Genomic DNA, 21,649 nt, shown 5'->3' on the forward strand with positions numbered 1-21,649 from the left:
CTTTTCTATTGCTCCTTTAACTGGAAACTACTTACTGAATAGGTATCATCATAATTTGAAAAAATAGTAAGGCATTAATTGATTCAAATTTGACACCGTATATAAGGAGATGCAAAAACTTGTCCAGCAAAAAGAATTCAGCAATGACAATTGTTGCAATTGGTTCAATTCCACTGATCCTTGTACTTGGCAATTCAATGCTCATTCCTGTCTTACCTCAAATGCAAAAAGAATTAGATATAAGTCAATTCCAGGTGAGTCTTGTCATTACTACTTTCTCAGTAGCAGCAGCAATTTCCATTCCATTGCTCGGTTACTTCTCTGATCGGTTTTCTAGAAAGGCTGTAATCATACCTGCACTCATTCTCTATGGTACAGGTGGACTTCTCGCTGGTGCTGCCTCCGCTTGGTTTTCTAGCCCATACTTTTGGATCATGGCTGGTCGGGTGATGCAAGGTATAGGAGCAGCTGGTACTGCACCTATCGCAATGGCACTTACAGGAGACCTATTTAAAGGTGGCAAACAAAGCCGTGTCTTAGGGCTGGTTGAAGCCTCTAATGGTTTTGGAAAGGTTATTTCGCCGATAATCGGGTCATTACTCGCCCTGTTATTTTGGTATGCAGCTTTTTTCGCTTTCCCAGTCTTTTGTTTAATATCTGTGCTTCTCACGGTTTTTTTCGTGAAGGAGAAAAAACAAAAGAAGGAACCCCCACCCCTTAAAAAGTATGTGCATGGATTGTTTTCGGTATTTAAAAATGAAGGTAGATGGTTATTTACAGCCTATTTGGCTGGTGCAACGTGTTTATTCACCCTATTTGGTATTCTCTTTTATTTATCTGATGTACTTGAGAAAACCTATAATACAGACGGAGTTCTTAAAGGTTCGATTTTAGCCATCCCCCTTTTATGTATGACGACTACTTCCTATATTACCGGGAGTAAAATCGGTAAAAAGATGCCTTTAATGAAAAAACTCATCATCATTGGGTTACTTCTCATGACTGTATCATTTGCGTTGTTAGTCTTTTTCGAACGCCTCATTCCGTTTATTGCCGTTCTAGCAATTAGTAGTATTGGAACCGGCCTTGTACTGCCGTGTATAAATAGCTTTATCACTGGTTCAGTTTCGACTGAAAAGCGAGGTTTCGTTACCTCTCTTTATGGATCTGTTCGGTTTTTAGGAGTGGCTGTCGGGCCCCCTATTTACGGTTGGTTAATGAATTGGTCCCGTTCCGGAATGTTTTTAACCACTGCTTCGTTAACACTAGTCGTTGGACTGTTATGTATGATTTTAATTCGAGTGAAAAAGAAAAAACCAAGTAAGGAAACAAATGATTCTGTGTTCAAAAAATTACAGTTCACGTAAAAAGGAGGAATTGTCTTGCAAATTTTTGTTTCCCCAGAGTTAATCAAGGAAGAATGCCAAATTCTAAATATCGTCAATCAAGATAAAAAGGCACTCGGCTATATCGCTTTCTTCTTTGATGATAAAAAAATGTATGTCTATGGACATTGTGAGGAAATGGGTGTTAGTAAGGATTTCAAAGATACCATCACACCGTACATTCAAGGAATGGCAAAGGCCAAGCCGGACTTAGATATTCTCTCCTATATTTCAATTGGTGGAGAAAAACTGGATTTATCGGATGAAGAATCAGAAAGTGAGTAAGGATATCGGTTTCGATATCCTTTTTTTGCTGTCTAATTCGTGGTGCATTTCTTATTTTGACAAATCGGTGAACTCATTATGTGAGAGGATTGGATGTGTTAAAATGGGCTTACAATGACAACGAAAGGTTTGTTTTTATGAAAAAAATGATAGTCTTTCTCTTGCTTGTTCTCGTGTTTGGGCTATTTGGCTGTTCGCAAAATGAGGAAGGTCATGAAGCCAGCGACGAAGAACATGTAATGGGAGATATTCGCGAGGAAACAGCTTCAATTGATGTGATGCCATCCTTTTTAGATGGGAAATCAGAAGAAATGGTGACCATTTATAAAGCAGCTGCCATGCATCAAGATCTATTGGAATCAATGCCTTGCTACTGTGGGTGTGCGGACTCAGTAGGTCATCGGGATAACTATGATTGCTTTGTTCATGATAATAAAGGCGATGCGGTCGTTTGGGATGATCATGGGACTAAATGTATGGTATGTTTAGAAATCGCTGCTACTGCCGTGTTAGAATATTCAAATGGAAAATCACCAAGTGAAATTCGGGCCATGATTGATGAAACCTATAAAGTGGGTTACTCTAATCCTACACCCACTCCAATGCCGGAAATCTAAAAAAATGACGTGTGAAAACTCACACGTCATTTTTTTGCTTTACGACAAACTATATTTGAGTGGGGCGATGAAGTATATAGCGCTAATAGTTCCTACGAAATTTTTCAATGAGATTCTTCCTCAATGACATTACGTTAAGTGGCCTTGCACATTTTTTCTTCGAGGCAATCTGTCAATGACATTTTCTTCGGGAACTTTGTACGTTTTGTCTTTGAGGCACTCTATCAGAGACATTTTCTTCGGGAACCTTGTGCGTTTTGTCCTTGAGGCGCTCTATCAGAGACATTTTCTTCGGGGACCTTGTACGTTTTGTCTTTGAAGCGCTCTATCAGAGACATTTTGTGCGGGGACCTTGTACGTTTTGTCCTTGAGACGTTCTATCAGAGACATTTTCTTCGGGGACCTTGTACGTTTTGTCCTTGAGGCACTCTATCAGAGACATTTTGTTCGATAACCCTATACAATTTGTCCGTGAGGCGCTCTGTCAAAGACATATAATTGGCATAGTTTACATGTTTTGTCCTTGAAAAAAATCATATCAAAAATATCTACAAGATATTTATCTCCTTTTGAATAAAAAATACCCTGAAGTATTACTCCAGGGTACTAATAATCGATCTATTCTACATAATACATAAACCCAATTGCACCTGGGCCAGTGTGGGTGCTGATGACCGGAGTGGTCTCGACGATATCAACATCGGTATATCCAGTTAGCTTTTTGATTGCATCCTTTAAATTGGTTGCAAGCTCCACTGCATCCACTTGGGCGATTGCCACACCTTTTATCGTTTTATTCCTTACATCCTCTGCGAATTTTTCACTTAAGAATTTCACGATTTTTGCATGGCTTCTTACCTTGGAAACTGGTGTATAGACTCCATCCTGCAAGGAAGCAATTGGCTTAATGTTCAATAAAGAGCCAATTAATGCCTTACCTTTCCCAATTCGGCCACCTTTTACAAGGTTTTCTAACGTGTCAACGGTTACAAACAGCGTAGAATTTTCTTTAATTTTCTCAACCCGTTTTATTATCTCGTCTTTTGTGTGTCCTGCCTTTGCCATTTTTGCAGCTTCGACAACCTGAAATGCTAAGGCTCTAGAGATATACATGGAATCAATCACGGTGACTTTCGATTCACTTATCCTAGCTGCATTTTCAGCAGACGCCACGGTCCCACTCATACCACCTGTCATATGGATGGAAATAATTTCACTTCCATCACTTCCTAACTGATCGTAAAGCTCGACGAAATGTCCAACTGCAGGTTGAGAGCTCTTTGGTAACTCGGTTGATTGCTTCATTTTTGTTAAAAATTCCTGTGGCGTGATATCCACACGATCTAGAAACGTTACCCCATCAATTGTAATGGATAATGGAACGACGGAGATACCAAGTTCTCTTACTAGCTCCTCTGAAAGATCTGCTGTTGAATCTGTTACAATTTTCACCTTTGTCATACGTTCACTTCCTACGTCTGGCATTCATCTATTAGTAATAGCTTGTCCATATTTTAACGGGTAAATGGCTCAAATTTTATGTTTAAACGCAAAAAAAGAGCCGATTTTATTGTTTTAAAATCAGCTCATTCTAAAACTATGCATTATGTTTTAACATATCAAGTTGAAAAATACATTCGTAATCAGTCCATTTTAGTACAGTCTTCAAATAATCTCGAAACGAATAGATTTGATTTGGACTTGATTTTGTCATGATTTTCGACAAGAAAACCTGTAAACGAAGATCGAGCATAAAGTGATACGTGTTGCCTTTCTCCAATACTGGAATTTCAATTACTTTAACCTTCTGTCCATAACAATTTTTGAACTCTAGGCTTTTGAATAGCAAACTATCAGTCCTTTTTCACCCGTTTCTTTTATTATACATGAGAGCAAGCCTTTCGTCTTTGTCTAAATATGTTAAAACATTGAATTTTAAATCAATAAATTAAATAATGTATTTTCTTTGTTTAGTTCACGGAACGGAAACCCTTTTTTCATCATTCTGTTCAATAAAGCGTCGTAGTCATCTTTTTGCTTAAGCTCGATTCCAACCAAGGCAGGTCCATTTTCCTTATTGTTTTTCTTCGTATATTCAAATCTGGTTATGTCATCGGTTGGTCCTAATACATCAAGTAAGAACTCACGTAATGCGCCAGCTCTTTGTGGGAAATTCACGATAAAATAGCATTGTAAGCCCTCATACAGCATCGAACGTTCTTTAATTTCCTGCATTCGGCTGATGTCATTATTTCCTCCACTAAGTACACACACTACCGTTTTACCTTTTAGCTTATCTTTGTATAGATCAAGAGCTGCTAGTGATAATGCACCTGCAGGTTCTGCAACGATGGCATTTTCATTATATAAGTCCAAAATGGTTGTACAAACCTTACCCTCTGGCACAACAACAATATCATCCACAAGCTCTTTACTAATTTCATATGTCTTTTCGCCAACTGTTTTTACGGCTGCACCGTCAACGAATTTATCAATTTTCGCCAAAGTAGTGACCTCACCATTTGTGATTGAGGTTTTCATGCTTGCTGCCCCCGCTGGCTCAACACCAATCACTTTTGTCTGTGGAGAAATACTCTTCATATAGGTCGAGATACCTGATATGAGTCCACCTCCACCAATCGCTGCAAACACATAATCTACAGGTTCGGCACAATCATTTAAAATTTCAACCGCAACAGTTCCCTGGCCCGCCATCACATCTACATCATCAAATGGATGGATAAACGTACGATTTTCCCTTTCACAGCATGCCACTGCTTCCTCATAGGAATCATCAAATGTGTCACCAGTTAACACAATATCAACATAATCACGACCAAAAGCTTCTACCTGAGAGACCTTTTGTCTTGGAGTTGTCGATGGCATATAGATTTTGCCTTGTATTTTTAACGCAAAACAAGAAAAAGCCACCCCTTGGGCATGGTTACCAGCACTGGCACAAACAACTCCATTTTTAAGTTCGTCTTCTGTTAGATTTTTTATTCGATTATAAGCACCTCGTATTTTAAAAGAACGAACAATTTGTAAATCCTCGCGTTTTATCAATAAGTTACATTCGTAACGTTCAGATAATAATTCATTTCTTTGTAAAGGTGTATGGATTATAACATCCTTCAATGTTTGATTTGCTTTTATGATATCCTCTACATGGATTCCATCTAGTTTTTGTTTTACTTCGTGTGCCATGAGCCCCATATCCCCTTCCTTTCACGTATTTCTACAACAACACAGTACAGTATTGAAGATTTAATTTGTTCATTATAACATGAATTGGCCCTTCTGTCGTAAAGTTTTCTAAATATTTTATTACTTTTTGAAATGAAATCGTTACCATTTGTTTTCAATAAATTTTTTCTCAAATAACGGGGTAATATATTACGAATGTCATTTGTATTCTTTTTTTATTAGCAGTATGATTGGAGAAAGAAATGTAACAAGAGGTGATAAATATGACATTTCGCCAAGAATCATTAAAAGAAGAAATTGCAAATGCCATCACACATGGCCTCGGGGTTTTATTAAGTATTCCTGCCCTCGTCATGCTAATCGTATTTGCGGTGAAATATGGGGACGTCTGGCATGTTGTTAGCTTCTCTATTTTCGGAGCATCCATGATACTCCTGTATTTATTCTCAACGCTTTTACACAGCATCACACACCCGAAAGCGAAAAAGGTGTTCGCGATACTAGATCACTCAGCGATCTATTTACTAATAGCTGGAACATATACCCCCTTCGTTCTTGTTTCGATTGGAGGCTGGTTAGGTTGGACCCTTTTCGGAATTGTCTGGGGACTAGCGGTTGTTGGAGTCGTGTTTAAAGTCTTCTTTGTTGAAAAGTTTATGATCCTCTCAACGGTTTTCTATTGTTTCATGGGGTGGTTGATCATAGTTGGCATTAAGCCTTTATATGAAAGCATCGGGTTTAACGGCTTTATGTTGTTATTAACTGGTGGAATCCTGTACACAGTTGGAGCAGTTTTTTATGTTTGGAGAAAGCTGCCGTTTAACCATGCAATTTGGCATTTGTTTGTGTTAGCAGGAAGTGCCGCAATGTTTTTCTCCGTGCTATTTTATGTCGTCGATGTACCATTTATTTCGTAAAAAGAAACCCGCAGATTTAGTTCTGCGGGATTTTTTCATATACGAAAAATGTATATTCATATGGATTTTTCTCATCTTTAATGCCTTTTTCCTTTGAAATGACCTTCCACTCGGATTTATCAAATGCTGGAAAATAGGTGTCTCCTTCAAATTCCTCATCGATTTCGGTTATGTATAGACGGTCTGTGTTAGGAAGTATTTCTTTGAAAATCTCTGCTCCACCAATCACAAATAGCTCCTGTTGTGTTTCTTCACTCATTTTTACAATCTCTTCAATCGAATGAATCACCATACAGCCTTCTGCTTTGTATGAAGTATCACGAGTAACGATAATATTTTCTCGACCAGGAAGAGGTCGTCCAATTGAATCATACGTTTTTCTCCCCATGATGATAGGGTGACCCATCGTAACCCTTTTAAAATAAGCTAAATCTGCAGGTAATCGCCATGGAAGATCATTGTCCTTGCCGATTAGTTGGTTTTTATCCATTGCTAGTAGTAATGAAATCATGTTTATCATCCTCACTAAAAAAGATCCTAAGGTCGATTATACCTTAGGATCTTATAAATAGAAATGCTTTAAACAGCAACTGGTGCCTTAATCGAAGGGTGTGGTTCATATCCCACAATTTCAAGGTCGTCCATTTCAAAGTCAAAAACGGATTCTACAGCCGGATTTAGTTTTAAAGTCGGAAACGGACGTGGCTCACGACTTAGCTGTAAGTTTACTTGCTCTATGTGATTCGTGTAAATATGGGCATCCCCAATCGTATGGATGAAATCCCCTACTTCTAATGCGCATTCAAATGCGATTAAATGGGTTAAAAGTGCATAGCTCGCGATGTTGAAGGGAATTCCGAGAAAAAGGTCACCTGATCTCTGGTACAACTGGCAACTCAATTTCCCTTCTGCCACATAAAATTGAAACAAACTGTGACACGGTGGCAATGCCATAAATTCCACATCGCCTGGATTATAGCCCACGACAAGATGCCGTCTGCTATCCGGGTTATTTTTTATCTGGTTAATCACATTTTTCAATTGGTCAATCGTCTCGCCACGTGAAGATTCCCATGCTCTCCACTGTTTCCCATAAACTGGACCAAGCTCACCGTATTTAGAAGCAAACTCATCATCTTCTAAAATTCGGTCTTTAAACTTGTCCATTTCAGCTTGATACAACTCATTAAAGTCTGGGTCCTTCTGGCTTCGATTACCGAAATCCGTCATGTCTGGCCCATCGTATTCATTGCTCTCAACCCAATTTTTAAAAGCCCACTCATTCCAAATGTTATTGTTGTTCTTAAGGAGATATCTAATATTCGTATCCCCTTTTATAAACCAAAGCAGCTCGCTCGCTATGAGGCGGAATGGAACTCTCTTCGTTGTAAGTAAAGGAATTCCTTCACTTAAGTTAAAACGCATCTGGTACCCAAAAACAGAAACTGTGCCTGTTCCAGTACGGTCCATTTTTTTCGTACCATTTTCAAGTACATGTTGTAATAGACCTAAATAGGCATTTTCTCCATGTTTCAATAGATTCACTCCCTACTAAACTTCATGCTATTATCTTACTACAAATAACACTCTATTTCATTGCTGAGTTTCACCTAATTCGACAAAAAGTTGGTAAGTCATCGGTGCATCTACCTTCAATTGATTTCTTGTCTGGCTAGATAGATAGTACATCGCGAAGGTTTCAGCGAAATATTCTTCGGGATAGTCACTAAAATAGGTACGTTCAGGAAATAGCAGCTTTACTTCCTTTTTCCAAATGGATAGGAATGTTGGATCCGCGCTGATTGAATCCAACACAAAATTGTCTATCGAATGGGCTAGCTCATGTAGCTCTAAATTGATAGACCCATGACCTATACCTTTTTCACTATACCCAATCTTTGCAAGTACGACCTCAGAGCCACCAATTCCAGGTACATCGTCCCATGTTGGCCCATTTTGACTATACCCACGAGGCTTTTTCCCCTTTAGATAGGCAGCGGTAGGCTCGTCCGTTAAAAAACCAGTAAACAGCTTCAGTACAACGCCATCATCAACCAATCCTTGCAAAATGAGTTCGTCAATATGATTAACACGTTCAATCATTTGCGCGGCTGCAGCTTCATTAAACTTCGTCTCCGGTAATAAAATAATCTCTTTTAACGTATCATAGTTTTTTAAATTTGATGTTTGTGTATATAGTGTCAGTGATTGATAATCTTTTAGTGGAACTCCATGAGGTGACGCTTCACCAGGATGATAAGTAAAGCCGACAAGTACAAATAGAAGTGTAAGAATACCTATTTTCTTCATAAGAATGCTCTCCCTAAAAATGTCAATAGATTCATAGATGCATAAAGTGCACTTTTCTTTTAAATTGTAAAAATAGTATAACATATTTTGAAAACCCGGTCTGCTAGATTAGGTGTGGAAACTTCTACTAAGAGGAAACAAAAAAGGCAGTCCAAAGGCTCGTAAATTCGACCTTGAACTACCTTTTTCTATTATTAACTTAGCCATTTCGGCGGAGTATTTTTATCCCAATATATATCACCTAACGCATGATGTGCTTGAAACCCATCATGATGCGTGTGGTAGTGGAAATTAAACCAATAGCCATCCTGTGGTGGATGGTCTTTGCGCACATGGAAGCGAACAATATCCTTCCCACTTGTTTTATCGAAAATATGGAAAATCTTTTCCCCATTTCCTCCAGAAGGTTGCTCTGAAATTTCAAGGTGATCAAGTTGTTCAGTTGGGGATTGCTCTGCTAATAATTCAATGACACTTTCAATTTTAGGCAAAATTTGAGTACGGAATTCATCTTCAATTACAGGTCCAATTTTCCTTCCGAATTTCTCGAAAGACTTGGTTTCTGCCTGTGTCATCGCATACGTAACAAAGCTTCTATTATCATATCCATAATTCGATTCAAACTCAGAATATAACTTAGATTCAGCATTTTGTTCATCTATTGAATTTCTACTTGGTTTATCGGCATTTGGTTGCTCCATTGTGAGAGCAGGTGGAGGCGCTACCAATCCAAGTGTTAAAATAGAAAAAGAAACAACTAATGCTTTCCGCAACCATTTTTTCATAACCTAAACGCCCTTTCAACACATTTACATATGCCCATTTTAACACAATCTTACAAAAAGTTTTACTATGAAAATCGCAAAATATAAAAAAATAAGGATAAATGCCCATGCTATTCAAACAACATTAGGAATTATTTAGAAAAAATAAAGTTCATAAAATCTTCATTATTTGATAAAATAGGGTTACCATACATATTTGAAAGGTGGATTCGTGGAAATGGATTGGATTTTTGGTATTGCAAGTGTAGTTACATTAGTATATTTTATCTTTTGTTGTGTCGCTGATTAATAAAACCCGCTTTCAAAGCGGGCTTTTTTTGTAGAGGTAGGTTACATATTCTTTTTCTTCTTCCTTGACGAATCCATTGAAATTCTTCCTGTCTCTTGATTCGTTGTCCCTTGCCCTTCTACATTTGCAGAACTTAATCCAACTGTTGAAGGATCTTTTTTACGTTTTGCCATGATCATCACCTCCGTTATTTAAAATCTCCAAAGGTGTGACAAAATATCAAGAACCCTCTACATCAATGACTCCAAAATGGAATTTTGCTGTTTTTCGTTTGAAAACAGAGAATCCGTATCTCTCAAATTGTTCACTTTTCCAGTGGTCCTTAAGTACCACTTTTTGTTTTGCGACTCGCTTTGCTGCTTCGATCACTTCAGGAGTTAGTGTGGAATAAATCGCGAAATTGCGGAGTCCCTTTATCCCTTCCGATTCATCAATTGTTACTTCAAACATTGGATCAAAATAGACGACATCATAGCTATTTGAAGGACAGTCAGCTAGAAAACGTTCGTATTTTATATGCTGCACTTCAACGCGTGCCATCGCCTCATTCATCAATGGGTATCCGGTATCCCAGCTTTTCAACCCGCCTTTTAACAGATAATACAAATACTTGTTTCCTTCTAAAGACTCAACTTTTCCAGTCTTTCCGACGACAAAGCTTGCGACAATACTATCAGATCCCAAGCCTAAAGTACAATCTAAAATGGATCTTCCATTCGTTAAACCTGAAGCCTGAATAAATGGATCATGTTCACCTTTTGCTATTCGCTTCATCCGAAACATGGCAGAATTCGGGTGAAAAAATAGCGGTTCATCTCCATGCCTAGGATGAATTTCAATTCGATTTTTCCCAACAACAAGAATATCGTCATCGGTTTGATCTTGAAGTTTATGGATAGATTGCTTATTTCTTTGAATATATGGAACTACAAGTTCCGCAGCAACATTTTTAGCCAATTTCACCATTTCGTCATTCGTTCGTCCTGCCGTTGTTACAATCATTTCATCACCTACACAAAAAAGATGTCATAATGACATCTTTTAGCAGTGCTTATTTAATGCGGAAGTTATATTTTCCATAATGCCTTCCATTGAGTTTGTTTCAATTTCATGTCGAGGAATGAAGTGTACAACTTCCTTACCTTTTAACAATGCCATCGATGGAGATGATGGCTCATAGCCCTTAAAATACTCTCTCATCTTTGCAGTTGCATCTTTATCTTGTCCAGCAAATACGGTTACTAGATGATCCGGCTTTTTCTCGTTATTTAGAACAGCTTGTGTGACAGCTGGTCTTGCAAGGCCTGCCGCACAACCACATACAGAGTTCACAACAACAAGTGTTGTACCTTCCGTCTTTTCCATGAAATTTTCTACATCTTCTTCTGTTTGAAGCTCTTCAAAGCCTGCTACTACTAGTTCTTGGCGCATCGGCTTCACGATTTGCTTCATATATTCATCATATGCCATTGACATATAGAATCCCTCCCTTTTTTTTCAATAAAACAAGCATACTATGTTGAACATGCAAAATCAATTTTCAAACATCATCTATACCATTACTTTTTATAAATGTACTCAATTGACTATTAGTTATTCCTGCTTTCCGTCATTTGCTTCCAAACAGAACCCTTTGCTTCCTCGCCACCTTCAATTCTTTCGATGGCAAGTTTGATTTGCATTTTCACTTCAAATTCCGAATCATCTTCTGCTGCTTTAAGTGCATCAAGTGCTGTTTCATCGCCAACCTCATATAAAAACATGGCAGCACGCCATCTTACAAGCTTACTTGGATCCTTTAATGCCTCACACATCGCACCAATGGCAGCTGGATCGCCGATATCTGATAAACAGTCACCTGCTGTTCTTCTAACTGTAACGGACTTATCCTTTAATGCCTCATACAGGTATGGCAATACAACTGGCTTTTCAATCATCCCTAAATAAACAGTTGCTAACCGACGAATTGACGGTTTTTCATCTTTTAAGGCTATCGCAAGTACTGGTAAATCGTCTTCTTCTGGATCCATTTGCTCTAAACATGCATAGCGGTTTGTCCAATCAGGATCATCCAACATCTCCAATGTTACCTTATAGGATTGACGTTTTTGAACAGCTGGTGCTGATGTTTGTTCGGAAATTTGCTGTACAATACGGTCGAGTCGCTCTTTCGGGTAGGCAGCCGCAAGTTCATCAACTACTTCCTTTCCGATTTCATCGTGACTGCCGTAACGCACGCCTTGTTCCTTCCATTCGCGTTCCAACACAACATTCCCCGAAGCTTCTTGAGCACGTAGCAAGCTTTCTCTGAACACGTCAGGTAATCCAAAACGGAACTCTTGTTCACCGTCATGGAGCTTCACTTGCATGGGCAAGCCTTTATACATTTGCACAAAAACCTTTACTTCCCCAAAATGTTCGTTGAGTTTCGGACCTTCCCCACTTTCAGTTACATCTTCCCCAAAGACTATACGTACATTTGGTAAGAGCTCCTGCCAGTCATATCTTGCATTTCTTTCAACTGCTAAAAAGTCGGCAACATGATAAACACCTTTAATCCCTTCGATAGCCATAATTTCTCTAATTAGTGGTGGTGCTTGATCTATGTTTTCCTTTTTATAATTATTGCTTTTTCCCTTTGGTAGTTCCTCGTCTAATATAATCTTCATTGTATTCGGACTAGGTGTTGGTTCAATTGATTTTATTTTCATATCTACCGCTCCTTCTCCTACGAAATCAACTACAGTAATTGTAGCACACGCAATTACCAATAATCCATTACGAGAGCTTATGATAAGCGCAGTCCAGTTGTGAATTTGTAAATTTTCTGTAAAACCCTCTTACACCTTGAAACAACTGTGTTTTGGTACTAATCATACTTGTCTTATTTTAGCGCTTTTGTACTAAATATCTGAATTTTTGTCATAATAGCTTATTTACCTAAATATCATAAAATTGTGCTCATGTATGAGTTGTTTTCGCTTTTGTTGTGATAAGGATTGAAATCGCAATACGTCTTTTTCTTAGTTAAGGTATACATCTCTTCCATAGCATTTTTATCCAACAAGCCGTTCGAAAACTACATTATTTTTGCTTTTTGCAAACATCAAGGAGGAACTTCAATGAAAAAACGCTATGGAGCCCGCGAAGCTATCGTAGTGACGTCACTTGCGGCTGGATTTTTCTTTGGCGCCCCACTTGCAGCAGATGCATCAGAAAAGCAAAACCTAGATCCGTTACTAGATAAAAACTATCAATTTGATACGAAACAGGAACTACGCTACGGCCACACCGGTTATCCAGTTCGCTTTCTTCAATTTGAGTTACATAAATTAAATTTTTACTATGAAACAATCGATGGTCACTATGGTGCATCCACTCAAGAAGCCGTTAAAAGGTTTCAAGAATTATATGATTTAAAAACGGATGGTATTGCTGGAAAAACAACACTCGAAAAACTGAACGAAGTGATTTTACAGCCAAAACCAGCTTTCTACACAATTGGTGACGAGGGACCTGAGGTAAAACAGCTACAAACCAAATTACAAAGACTTCGATTTTATAGTGGTTTGATAGATGGAAAGTTTGAATCAGTGACTGAAGCAAGTGTAAAGGCTTACCAAAAGAAGTTTAATTTAGAAGCAAACGGATTAGCAACTGAAGAAACGATAGACCACATTATGAAAAATAAAAATGTAAGAGGTCTCACTATCAAAAAGGCTACGGTAGCGACGGCTCAGCCACGGACAAACAATCCGGATACCGTTGAGGCAGCAACAGAACCAATTGAAACGCCACCTGTAGATGCTAGTGTAATTTCAATAGCAATGAGCTATATGGGGGTACCCTATGTCTGGGGCGGCACCTCGCCGAATGGCTTCGATTGCAGTGGTTTTTTACAATATGTGTATGCCCAAAAAGGTGTTAGCCTCTCACGGACAGTTCCTGGCATTTGGAACCAAGGAGCAAATGTGGCTGCACCAAGCGTTGGTGATATTGTCTTTTTTCAAACGTATAAGCCAGGTCCGTCACATGCAGGAATTTATATCGGAAACAATAAATTCATTCACGCAGATTCGACGGATGGTGTGAGCATTGACGATATGACAATTAACTACTGGCAATCACGATACTTAGGTGCGAAACGATTATAAAGCAAAAAGCCCGGTTCTAAGACCGGGCCACTCTTCTTATTCACTTACCATTTCTGATAATTCTGCCCATCTTTCCATCAACTGGTCAAGCACATCGGATTCCTTCGCGTGCTCATCCATTGCCTGTTGGGCTTTTTGGTAGTCACTTCCGGCTGCCTCAATTTCTTTCACAAGTGCTGCAACCTTCTCCTCTTGGGCTTCAATTTTCCCTTCAATCTCATCCCATTCAAGCTGATCCTTATAGGAAAGCTTCTTTTTCTTTTGCTTCGGTGCCTCTTGAGATGATGATTTTTCTACCTTACCTTTTTGTACAGCTTGAGCCGCTTCTGCTGTATTTTTCTCAAGATAATCCGAGTAGTCTCCAAAAAACGTTGTAATCTTATGCCCCTCTCCAAAAACCAAGAGCTGGTCTGTTACTTTATCCAAGAAGTAGCGATCATGTGAGACAGTAATTACCACACCTGGAAACTCATCTAAATAGTCTTCTAAAACAGTTAATGTTTGAGTATCCAAATCATTTGTCGGCTCATCCAATAATAATACATTGGGTTCACCCATAATAATTTTCAACAAATACAATCGTCTTCGTTCTCCACCAGAAAGCTTCCGGATCGGTGTACCATGAGTGTGCATGGGAAATAAGAAACGCTCCAGCATTTGGGCTGCTGATATCATTTTTCCATCAAGGGTATGAATCATTTCAGCAGTTTCTTTGATGTATTCAATCATTCGTTTATTAACATCCATATCCATGCTTTCCTGTGTATAGTATGCAAGTTTCACCGTTTGCCCAATCTCAATTTCGCCTTCATCCGCTGGAATTCTACCCGCAATGATATTTAATAATGTGGATTTCCCGCTTCCATTTTGACCCACAATTCCAATTCTATCACCTGGCTTAATGAGTATATTTACATCCTCTAAAATTTTCGTTCCATTAAAGCTTTTTGACACATTTTTCAGCTCAACAACCTTTTTACCGAGTCTACTGCCGCCAACTGAAATATCTAACGCTTCGGTGTTCACTGTCTTTTTGCCATTCTCAATTTCTTCAAATCGTTGAATCCGTGCTTTTTGCTTTGTCGTTCTCGCCTTAGCACCACGGCGAATCCAAGCAAGCTCACGTCTGTATAAATTTTGACGCTTTAATTCAGAAGCCTGCTCCTGCTCAATCCGAAGCGCTTTTGCCTCTAAAAAGCTACTATAGTTCCCTGTATACGTATATAGATTACCTTCATCAAGCTCGATAATTCGGTTTGTCACTCGGTCTAAAAAGTACCGATCGTGGGTAACAACTAATAATGCGCCATTGTATTTAGAAAGATAATCCTCAAGCCATTTAATCGTGTCGTAATCCAGATGGTTTGTCGGCTCATCTAAGATCAATAAATCTGGAACCTCAATTAAACTCTGGGCAAGGGCTACACGCTTCTTTTGTCCCCCTGACAATTCCATTACATCTTGCGAAAAATCCGTTATTCCTAGTTTTGATAAGACTGCCTTTGCGTTTGAATTCGCTTCCCACGCATTTGCTGCATCCATTTTTTGCTGGAGGTCATAAAGTCTCTCCTGATTCGCCGTGCTCATCGGTTCCTTTTCAATTTGAATCATCGCTTCCTCATATTCTTTTAATAAACGAAGGAGCGGTGTATTGCCTTGAAAGACTTGGTCGAGGACAGTATTTCCGATTGAAAATTCAGGTTGCTGCGGTAAATAGCTGATTGTGTAACCCTTTGAATGAGTGATTTCCCCTTGGTCTGCCTCTTCTGCACCTGCAATGATTTTTAAAAGCGTTGATTTACCAGTTCCATTGACACCGATAATGCCAATTCGTTCATTATCTGTAATGCTAAAGGAGATACCTTCAAACAATGTTTTTTCGGCATAGCTTTTTGATAGATTTTCAACTGATAAAAGCCTCATGACTGTCCATTCCATTCTTTATAAAATTGTTCAAGAAACGCAGACATGAAATCATGACGTTCCTGGGCTACTTCTTTTGCTGCATTCGTATTAAGAGTATCTTTTAATTTTAATAATTTTTCATAAAAATGATTGACTGCTGTCGATTTGCCGTTGCGGTATTCTTCCTTTGTCAAGACTTCACGATACGGTAGATTGGGATCATAAATTAAATCACCATGTGCTCCCGCATACGCAAAGGTTCGCGCAATCCCAATTGCGCCGATTGCGTCCAAACGGTCAGCATCCTGGACAACCTGTCCCTCAATAGTTTTCATTGGTGGCCGGTTGCCGCCCTTAAAGGACATGGTTGAAATGATTTCCATGATCTCTTCTTGTTCAGGTTCTGCTATAAGTAAAGAAGTTAACCATTCACGGACTTTCCTGAGGCCTTCTTCTTCTGAGTCATTTAATTTTTCATCTGCCACATCATGTAATAATGCCGCCATTTCAACTATGAATAGATTGGCTTTTTCTTTTTGGGCGAGTTGGATAGCCGCTTTTCTAACGCGTTCAATATGCCACCAGTCATGGCCGCTGCTATCATGTTCCAAACTATTTTTAACAAATGTAGTAGTCTTATCAATGATTTGTTGCTGCTCCATTTTATCCTCCACCGATTCAATTTCGTAACCATTGTAACATAAAACGCCCCAACTATCAGTCGCGCTACCTTAAACCTTTGCATAAAATAAAAAAGCTGGAGTAACTCCAACTAAAGGTGAAAGGTGGTCACCATATATGTATCATTCAAATTATATCTATCGGGAAATTGGAACAGCATGGTATGGACGTCACGTCGTATTGATTTCTTGTAATCCGCTTACCAATCAATTTTTACAGATTCATAAGAGCCTTCATGCTCCGACAGAGCCGCCACAACCAAATTGTGCGGAAACAATCTCCCAATTTTTAAGCATTGGCTATAAAATTGCTGCCATTGCTCCACTGTCTCATAACGAAGTTCAATATGTGCTAGTCAAATAGATTACTTATTCATCCAGCTGATTCCGATTGTATTTTCACCAGCATGGACGCCTATTGCTACCCCAAGTGGATAAGCCTCGATTGAGATATGGTCAGGCGCAAATTCTCTAATCATTTCTTTCCACTCTTTTGTCTTCGAATCGTCCAAGCCGTATAAAATATAGATTTCATCCAATTGATCATTCTCTACTGCATCTTTTAGGTAACCTACTATTTTACTCGTCGCCTTATTTTCAGAACGCACCTTTTCTTTTACAGACAGAGCCCCATCTATGATTTGTATGACCGGCTTTATTTGCAGCATGCTTCCTAGAAAATATTGAGCTGTGTTCATTCGTCCACTTCGATGCAATTGTTCTAAACTGCCGATAATGACATATGTTTCTAGTTTCTCGGATAATTCGACAATAAGCTTTTCAACGTCTGCCGAAGTCCCAGCATCCTGTATACGTTTCATTCCTTCTTTTATTAATTTAGTCATAGGATAGGTTAGGATTTTTGAATCAATGACCGTAACAGGGATATTCACCAATTCTGCTGCTTGTCTTGCAGACGATACAGTCCCACTTAATTTTTCAGAGATATGAACAGAGATAATTTCATCATATCTATCTTCAAGACTGGTATATAATTCCACAAAGCTTCCAATTGAAGGTTGTGAGGTCTTTGGAATGGTTTTAGCTGTTTTTAATCGTTCAAAAAACTGTGTCGGAGTAATCGTAACCCCATCAAGATATTCTTCCTCATCAAAAAAGATTGTCATCGGGATGACATAAATATCCTCATGATTGGAAAGCTCTTCATCTAAAAATGCTGTACTATCTGTAACCCATGCGATTTTACCCATAAATTCCCCTCCCTCTTAATACGCTATAACTATTTTACTATATATCACATAATAATATAATTGAAATAGTAAAATTGTCTGAAAATTTAATACTTTTGGTGTAGAAAAAAGAGGCATGATCGCCTCTTATAATATCACTTTATGAAGTTGATGAATGGAATCAATGATGTAGTCTATCATCTCCAGTAAGTCATCAATATGATCTTCATGTATTAATCGGTGAAAAACAATTTTATTATTACATATATATTGATCTTGTGAACCATATTGAAACGAAATTTCCTGTTGGATCCCTCTTGTTTCACCCCAAATGGTGGTTAGGATCTGTTGGATCATAGGGCAATTGTCCAATGACTCCAATTTAAAAACAAAACCAATTTCAAGCACACAACCTGGATTTCCTTCTTCATCTCTAAGTTCTGTAACTAAATTATCGAGGTCCATTTTCAAATCTATATAGGTATGGATTTGGTCAATTGATTTATCTCTGAAGGTAATGTGGTAATGCCTTCCCATTTTTGCCAAATCAACCTGGTCTTGACGATCGATAATCACGATCTTTCCTTCTAAGTCTAAATCATATAGGGCGCCTTCGATGACGACCTTTAAATTTTCAAATACAGTTGGATCAAACATATACATACCTTCCTTTAAAACAATCCGACGGCTTTTCCTTCTCCAGTCACATCCATGTTGAGTGCAGCTGGTTTTTTTGGAAGTCCTGGCATGGTCATGACATCACCGGTTAAAGCAACGATAAAACCAGCCCCTATAGATGGTCTGAATTCACGGATGGTAATCGTAAAATCGGTTGGACGTCCAAGTAAGGTTGGGTCATCGGACAGTGAATACTGGGTTTTTGCCATACAGATTGGGAGATTGCCCCAGCCAAATTTCTCGAAGGCGCGAATTTGCTTCTTCGCTTTAGAAGAAAACTCAACATCCTTTGCTCCGTAAACCGTTCTCGCAATCGTTTTTACTTTGTCATCAATGGAAGTTGATAAATCATAGATTGGTGCAAAATGATTTTCTCCCGTTTCGATGACGTCAAGAACTTTCTTTGCAAGCTCGATTCCACCTTCGCCACCCTTTTCCCAAACCTCTGTTAGGGCAACTGGATATGAATGTTCCGCACACCACGTTTCAATTTTCTTTACTTCTTTTTCTGTATCTGTAACAAAGCGATTGATTGCGACTACAAACGGCAAACCAAAAGCTTGAACTGTCTCAATATGTTTTTGCAAGTTCTCCAAGCCCTTAGATAAAGCCTCAACATTCTCTTCTTTAAGATTTTCCTTTGCTACACCGCCATGCATTTTTAAAGCACGATTTGTCGCCACAATAACGACTGCCTCTGGCTTAATATTTGCATATCTTGCTTTAATGTCTAGAAATTTCTCGGCACCTAGGTCTGCACCAAATCCACCCTCTGTTAACACATAATCCGCTAATTTGGCTGCCATTTTTGTGGCAATAACAGAATTACAGCCGTGAGCGATATTGGCAAATGGTCCCCCATGAATCAATGCAGGTGTGTGTTCAAGCGTTTGAACTAAATTCGGTTTAAGTGCATCCTTTAATAAAAGCGTAAGTGCCCCTTCTGCACCAAGGTCACTAGCTGTGACCGGTTGTTTATGTATATCATAGCCTACTACAATTTTAGATAATCTTTTCTTCAAATCCTGTAAATCGGTTGCAAGGCAGAAAATAGCCATTATCTCTGATGCAACGGTAATATCAAATCCGTCCTCACGGGGAACACCTTGCACAGGACCGCCAAGCCCAACAATTACGTTTCTTAGTGCACGGTCATTTAAATCCACAACTCGTTTCCAAGTAACACGTCTTACATCAATTTGAAGCTCATTTCCTTGGTGGATATGGTTGTCAATTAAAGCTGACAATGTGTTATTTGCTGTCGTAATCGCGTGAAAATCACCGGTAAAATGCAGATTAATTTCCTCCATTGGAATTACCTGTGAATAGCCACCACCTGTTGCACCACCTTTAATCCCCATCGTTGGCCCGAGGGATGGTTCTCGCATTGCGATCATCGCATTTTTCCCTAGCTTTGCAAGTCCTTGTCCAAGTCCAACCGTAACTGTCGACTTCCCTTCACCAGCTGGCGTAGGATTAATTGATGTTACAAGAATGACCTTGCCATCCTTTTTCTTTTCTAAGCGCTTCATCACATCCAACGATATTTTTGCTTTGTAATGACCATAGGGTTCGACTTCTTCATCATGTAAATCAAGTTGCTGCACAATCTCCTTTATCGGCTTTAACTCAGCCTCTTGAGCAATTTCAATATCAGACTTATATTTCGTTGAAAATCCCATGTACATTACCCCCATGACTTATTGGTAAAAGTATACCTTATCATTCCTATCTTACATTATTCAGTATACCAGTTAAAAGAAAAACCTCTAGATTTAGGCATTTCCTTTACCACGTAAAATGAATGAAGATATTTTAATTGATATTTATGTGTGAATTGTTGTAAAATTTCAATTATAGTAGAAAAGCGCAAGCGACTTGAAAGAGGAACATCGACTAACTACTGCCACGTCCTGTGGCAAACATCGATGTCAGCACTTCCTGTGCAAGTCCCACAAGCATAAGAAAAGCCGGCGAGAAGGATGCCTTTTATCCTTCTTGACGGATTGGCTTATGACCTCGAGGGGCTAGTCGCTGGAGCTAGCCAATATACAAGAAATAGGGGGATGATAGGATTGCCAATTAATATACCTCATGACCTTCCAGCGAAAGAAGTGTTAGAATCTGAAAATATATTTGTGATGGATGAGGACCGTGCCTATAGCCAAGATATTCGTCCACTTAATATAGTAATCTTAAACATTATGCCTGAAAAAGAACGAACAGAAACTCAGCTCCTTAGACTTCTAGGAAATTCCCCATTGCAGCTGAATATTACACTTTTATTCCCAGAAACTCATGTTGCCAAAAACACTGGAAAGAATCATCTTGATAAATTTTACACATCATTTTCTGCTATCAAGCACAGAAAGTTTGATGGCATGATCATTACAGGAGCTCCAATCGAGCACCTCTCATTTGAGGATGTGAATTATTGGGAAGAACTCAAAGAAATCATGGAATGGACGAAAACGAACGTAACCTCAACCTTACATATTTGCTGGGGAGCACAGGCAGGGCTTTTTTATCATTATGGGGTTAAGAAATATCCTCTACCTGAAAAATGTACAGGTGTCTTTCACCACCGCTTAGTAAATAAGGATGTTAAACTTGTACGTGGTTTTGATGATTTCTATTTTGTCCCACATTCCCGGTTTACAGAGGTAACACTTGAGGAAATTGAAAAGACGGAAGGGTTAACCTTGTTGTCCGTTTCTGATGATGCGGGTGTGTGTCTAGTAGCCTCAAATGATGGTAAGCATATTTTCCTAACAGGACACCCTGAATATGATGTCCATACATTAAAAGAGGAATATGAACGCGACCTTGAAAAAGGAAAGGAGATTATTCCGGTTAACTATTTTCCTGATAATGACCCGGCCAAACCACCTATACACAGCTGGAAATCGCATTCGTACCTACTATTTGCGAACTGGCTCAATTATTATGTGTATCAGGAAACACCATATGATTGGGAATAAAAAGAAGGGACTGTCCGATAAGTCCTAAAAAATAAGGCAAGGGGGAAAAACAATTCGTTTTTCTCCCTTGCCCTTTTTGAGTTTTTCGATTTTTCTCTGAAAGTAACTGGCGGATGCCTGCTACTTTCAGCATATTGTGGGCTAATGCCACAATCCCAAACTCGACATGTACTTTGTCGAGCCCCCGCAAGGAAAATCTGCGGAACGACCTATTGCCCTTGATGTGACCGAACACACTTTCTACCTCAACTTTACGTTGAGCGTAG

Annotated in this window: 24 protein-coding genes; 7 read left to right on the top strand and 17 right to left on the bottom strand. The window is 38.9% G+C overall.

Features of this window, described 5'->3' with window-relative positions; translation table 11 throughout:
• Window positions 1-143 precede the first annotated feature (143 nt).
• From E1I69_RS19055 to E1I69_RS19065, 3 genes are all read left to right on the top strand, one after another.
• Entirely contained in the window at window positions 144-1,367 is a 1,224-nt protein-coding gene (locus tag E1I69_RS19055; protein WP_242634645.1) for an MFS transporter, read from the top strand.
• A gap of 15 nt (window positions 1,368-1,382) precedes the next feature.
• The gene (locus tag E1I69_RS19060; RefSeq protein WP_116352262.1) at window positions 1,383-1,670 is read left to right on the top strand and encodes a hypothetical protein; all 288 of its coding nucleotides are present in this window, start codon (window positions 1,383-1,385) and stop codon (window positions 1,668-1,670) included.
• Window positions 1,671-1,807: 137 nt separating this feature from the next.
• Window positions 1,808-2,287: a PCYCGC motif-containing (lipo)protein gene (locus E1I69_RS19065; RefSeq protein ID WP_136381150.1), complete on the top strand. Its 480-nt coding sequence runs from the start codon at window positions 1,808-1,810 to the stop codon at window positions 2,285-2,287.
• A gap of 618 nt (window positions 2,288-2,905) precedes the next feature.
• On the opposite strand, the gene E1I69_RS19070 is transcribed toward E1I69_RS19065, so the two are convergent.
• From E1I69_RS19070 to ilvA, 3 genes are all read right to left on the bottom strand, one after another.
• Window positions 2,906-3,748, bottom strand: a complete 843-nt coding sequence (locus E1I69_RS19070) for a DegV family protein (RefSeq protein WP_136381151.1) — start codon at window positions 3,746-3,748, stop codon at window positions 2,906-2,908.
• A gap of 136 nt (window positions 3,749-3,884) precedes the next feature.
• Entirely contained in the window at window positions 3,885-4,136 is a 252-nt protein-coding gene (locus E1I69_RS19075) for a DUF2535 family protein (protein WP_136381152.1), read from the bottom strand.
• Between the two features lie 86 nt (window positions 4,137-4,222).
• Window positions 4,223-5,494, bottom strand: coding sequence for a threonine ammonia-lyase IlvA (ilvA, locus tag E1I69_RS19080; RefSeq protein ID WP_136381153.1), 1,272 nt, complete (start codon window positions 5,492-5,494; stop codon window positions 4,223-4,225).
• Between the two features lie 263 nt (window positions 5,495-5,757).
• Between ilvA and trhA the strand changes: the two genes are divergently transcribed.
• A complete protein-coding gene (gene trhA, locus E1I69_RS19085; RefSeq protein ID WP_136381154.1) occupies window positions 5,758-6,411 on the top strand; it encodes a PAQR family membrane homeostasis protein TrhA in 654 nt (217 codons plus the stop codon).
• A gap of 16 nt (window positions 6,412-6,427) precedes the next feature.
• On the opposite strand, the gene E1I69_RS19090 is transcribed toward trhA, so the two are convergent.
• The 8 genes from E1I69_RS19090 to E1I69_RS19125 all read right to left on the bottom strand — a co-directional run bounded on the left by E1I69_RS19090 (window position 6,428) and on the right by E1I69_RS19125 (window position 12,506).
• Window positions 6,428-6,922: a dihydrofolate reductase gene (locus E1I69_RS19090; RefSeq protein WP_136381155.1), complete on the bottom strand. Its 495-nt coding sequence runs from the start codon at window positions 6,920-6,922 to the stop codon at window positions 6,428-6,430.
• A gap of 68 nt (window positions 6,923-6,990) precedes the next feature.
• Window positions 6,991-7,947 (bottom strand): thymidylate synthase, encoded by a 957-nt coding sequence (locus E1I69_RS19095; protein ID WP_136381156.1) that lies wholly within the window; start codon window positions 7,945-7,947, stop codon window positions 6,991-6,993.
• Window positions 7,948-8,004: 57 nt separating this feature from the next.
• The gene (locus E1I69_RS19100; RefSeq protein WP_136381157.1) at window positions 8,005-8,721 is read right to left on the bottom strand and encodes an anthrax toxin lethal factor-related metalloendopeptidase; all 717 of its coding nucleotides are present in this window, start codon (window positions 8,719-8,721) and stop codon (window positions 8,005-8,007) included.
• Window positions 8,722-8,915: 194 nt separating this feature from the next.
• Window positions 8,916-9,506, bottom strand: coding sequence for a YpjP family protein (locus E1I69_RS19105; RefSeq protein WP_136381158.1), 591 nt, complete (start codon window positions 9,504-9,506; stop codon window positions 8,916-8,918).
• A 330-nt stretch (window positions 9,507-9,836) separates the two neighbouring features.
• Window positions 9,837-9,968 carry a YuzL family protein gene (locus tag E1I69_RS19110; RefSeq protein ID WP_136381159.1) on the bottom strand — a complete coding sequence of 44 codons (132 nt, stop codon included), beginning with the start codon at window positions 9,966-9,968 and terminating at the stop codon, window positions 9,837-9,839.
• Between the two features lie 46 nt (window positions 9,969-10,014).
• Window positions 10,015-10,797: a class I SAM-dependent methyltransferase gene (locus E1I69_RS19115; protein ID WP_136381160.1), complete on the bottom strand. Its 783-nt coding sequence runs from the start codon at window positions 10,795-10,797 to the stop codon at window positions 10,015-10,017.
• A 39-nt stretch (window positions 10,798-10,836) separates the two neighbouring features.
• Window positions 10,837-11,271, bottom strand: coding sequence for a BrxA/BrxB family bacilliredoxin (locus E1I69_RS19120; RefSeq protein ID WP_136381161.1), 435 nt, complete (start codon window positions 11,269-11,271; stop codon window positions 10,837-10,839).
• Between the two features lie 113 nt (window positions 11,272-11,384).
• Window positions 11,385-12,506 (bottom strand): conserved virulence factor C family protein, encoded by a 1,122-nt coding sequence (locus tag E1I69_RS19125; RefSeq protein ID WP_136381162.1) that lies wholly within the window; start codon window positions 12,504-12,506, stop codon window positions 11,385-11,387.
• A 411-nt stretch (window positions 12,507-12,917) separates the two neighbouring features.
• On the opposite strand from E1I69_RS19125, the gene E1I69_RS19130 reads away from it, so the two are divergent.
• The gene (locus tag E1I69_RS19130; protein ID WP_136381163.1) at window positions 12,918-13,949 is read left to right on the top strand and encodes a peptidoglycan-binding protein; all 1,032 of its coding nucleotides are present in this window, start codon (window positions 12,918-12,920) and stop codon (window positions 13,947-13,949) included.
• A gap of 36 nt (window positions 13,950-13,985) precedes the next feature.
• Here the strand turns inward: E1I69_RS19130 and E1I69_RS19135 are convergent, their stop codons facing one another.
• Window positions 13,986-15,872: an ABC-F family ATP-binding cassette domain-containing protein gene (locus E1I69_RS19135; protein ID WP_136381170.1), complete on the bottom strand. Its 1,887-nt coding sequence runs from the start codon at window positions 15,870-15,872 to the stop codon at window positions 13,986-13,988.
• A complete protein-coding gene (locus E1I69_RS19140; RefSeq protein ID WP_136381164.1) occupies window positions 15,869-16,516 on the bottom strand; it encodes an HD domain-containing protein in 648 nt (215 codons plus the stop codon). The genes E1I69_RS19135 and E1I69_RS19140 overlap by 4 nt, the downstream gene beginning before the upstream one ends.
• Before the next feature lie 136 nt (window positions 16,517-16,652).
• Here E1I69_RS19140 and E1I69_RS19145 point away from each other — a divergent pair, with 136 nt between their 5' ends.
• On the top strand, window positions 16,653-16,898 hold the full coding sequence (locus tag E1I69_RS19145) for a hypothetical protein (protein WP_136381165.1): 246 nt from the start codon (window positions 16,653-16,655) through the stop codon (window positions 16,896-16,898).
• Between the two features lies 1 nt (window position 16,899).
• On the opposite strand, the gene E1I69_RS19150 is transcribed toward E1I69_RS19145, so the two are convergent.
• From E1I69_RS19150 to E1I69_RS19160, 3 genes are all read right to left on the bottom strand, one after another.
• Entirely contained in the window at window positions 16,900-17,745 is an 846-nt protein-coding gene (locus E1I69_RS19150; protein ID WP_136381166.1) for a DegV family protein, read from the bottom strand.
• Window positions 17,746-17,871: 126 nt separating this feature from the next.
• Window positions 17,872-18,381: a hypothetical protein gene (locus E1I69_RS19155; RefSeq protein ID WP_136381167.1), complete on the bottom strand. Its 510-nt coding sequence runs from the start codon at window positions 18,379-18,381 to the stop codon at window positions 17,872-17,874.
• A 14-nt stretch (window positions 18,382-18,395) separates the two neighbouring features.
• Complete coding sequence (locus E1I69_RS19160) at window positions 18,396-20,084, bottom strand: formate--tetrahydrofolate ligase (protein ID WP_136381168.1); 1,689 nt, start codon at window positions 20,082-20,084, stop codon at window positions 18,396-18,398.
• A 393-nt stretch (window positions 20,085-20,477) separates the two neighbouring features.
• On the opposite strand from E1I69_RS19160, the gene metA reads away from it, so the two are divergent.
• Window positions 20,478-21,383, top strand: a complete 906-nt coding sequence (gene metA / locus E1I69_RS19165) for a homoserine O-acetyltransferase MetA (RefSeq protein ID WP_136381169.1) — start codon at window positions 20,478-20,480, stop codon at window positions 21,381-21,383.
• Here metA and E1I69_RS25055 read toward each other — a convergent pair.
• A partial coding sequence (locus E1I69_RS25055; RefSeq protein ID WP_242634643.1) for a transposase occupies window positions 21,340-21,649 on the bottom strand: 310 nt, incomplete at its 5' end. The genes metA and E1I69_RS25055 overlap by 44 nt on opposite strands.

The organism is Bacillus timonensis, from assembly GCF_004799755.1.
In the GTDB taxonomy this organism is placed as follows: Bacteria; Bacillota; Bacilli; order Bacillales; family Bacillaceae_L; genus Ferdinandcohnia; species Ferdinandcohnia timonensis_A.

Excerpts from the sequence above, each read along its gene's own strand:
- E1I69_RS19055 (WP_242634645.1), top strand. The coding sequence starts at position 144 with ATGACAATTGTTGCAATTGGTTCAATTCCACTGATCCTTGTACTTGGC.
- E1I69_RS19065 (WP_136381150.1), top strand. The coding sequence starts at position 1,808 with ATGAAAAAAATGATAGTCTTTCTCTTGCTTGTTCTCGTGTTTGGGCTA.
- E1I69_RS19070 (WP_136381151.1), bottom strand. The coding sequence starts at position 3,748 with ATGACAAAGGTGAAAATTGTAACAGATTCAACAGCAGATCTTTCAGAG.
- ilvA (WP_136381153.1), bottom strand. The coding sequence starts at position 5,494 with ATGGCACACGAAGTAAAACAAAAACTAGATGGAATCCATGTAGAGGAT.
- trhA (WP_136381154.1), top strand. The coding sequence starts at position 5,758 with ATGACATTTCGCCAAGAATCATTAAAAGAAGAAATTGCAAATGCCATC.
- E1I69_RS19090 (WP_136381155.1), bottom strand. The coding sequence starts at position 6,922 with ATGATTTCATTACTACTAGCAATGGATAAAAACCAACTAATCGGCAAG.
- E1I69_RS19100 (WP_136381157.1), bottom strand. The coding sequence starts at position 8,721 with ATGAAGAAAATAGGTATTCTTACACTTCTATTTGTACTTGTCGGCTTT.
- E1I69_RS19105 (WP_136381158.1), bottom strand. The coding sequence starts at position 9,506 with ATGAAAAAATGGTTGCGGAAAGCATTAGTTGTTTCTTTTTCTATTTTA.
- E1I69_RS19110 (WP_136381159.1), bottom strand. The coding sequence starts at position 9,968 with ATGGCAAAACGTAAAAAAGATCCTTCAACAGTTGGATTAAGTTCTGCA.
- E1I69_RS19115 (WP_136381160.1), bottom strand. The coding sequence starts at position 10,797 with ATGATTGTAACAACGGCAGGACGAACGAATGACGAAATGGTGAAATTG.
- E1I69_RS19120 (WP_136381161.1), bottom strand. The coding sequence starts at position 11,271 with ATGTCAATGGCATATGATGAATATATGAAGCAAATCGTGAAGCCGATG.
- E1I69_RS19125 (WP_136381162.1), bottom strand. The coding sequence starts at position 12,506 with ATGAAAATAAAATCAATTGAACCAACACCTAGTCCGAATACAATGAAG.
- E1I69_RS19130 (WP_136381163.1), top strand. The coding sequence starts at position 12,918 with ATGAAAAAACGCTATGGAGCCCGCGAAGCTATCGTAGTGACGTCACTT.
- E1I69_RS19135 (WP_136381170.1), bottom strand. The coding sequence starts at position 15,872 with ATGAGGCTTTTATCAGTTGAAAATCTATCAAAAAGCTATGCCGAAAAA.
- E1I69_RS19140 (WP_136381164.1), bottom strand. The coding sequence starts at position 16,516 with ATGGAGCAGCAACAAATCATTGATAAGACTACTACATTTGTTAAAAAT.
- E1I69_RS19145 (WP_136381165.1), top strand. The coding sequence starts at position 16,653 with ATGTATCATTCAAATTATATCTATCGGGAAATTGGAACAGCATGGTAT.
- E1I69_RS19150 (WP_136381166.1), bottom strand. The coding sequence starts at position 17,745 with ATGGGTAAAATCGCATGGGTTACAGATAGTACAGCATTTTTAGATGAA.
- E1I69_RS19155 (WP_136381167.1), bottom strand. The coding sequence starts at position 18,381 with ATGTTTGATCCAACTGTATTTGAAAATTTAAAGGTCGTCATCGAAGGC.
- E1I69_RS19160 (WP_136381168.1), bottom strand. The coding sequence starts at position 20,084 with ATGGGATTTTCAACGAAATATAAGTCTGATATTGAAATTGCTCAAGAG.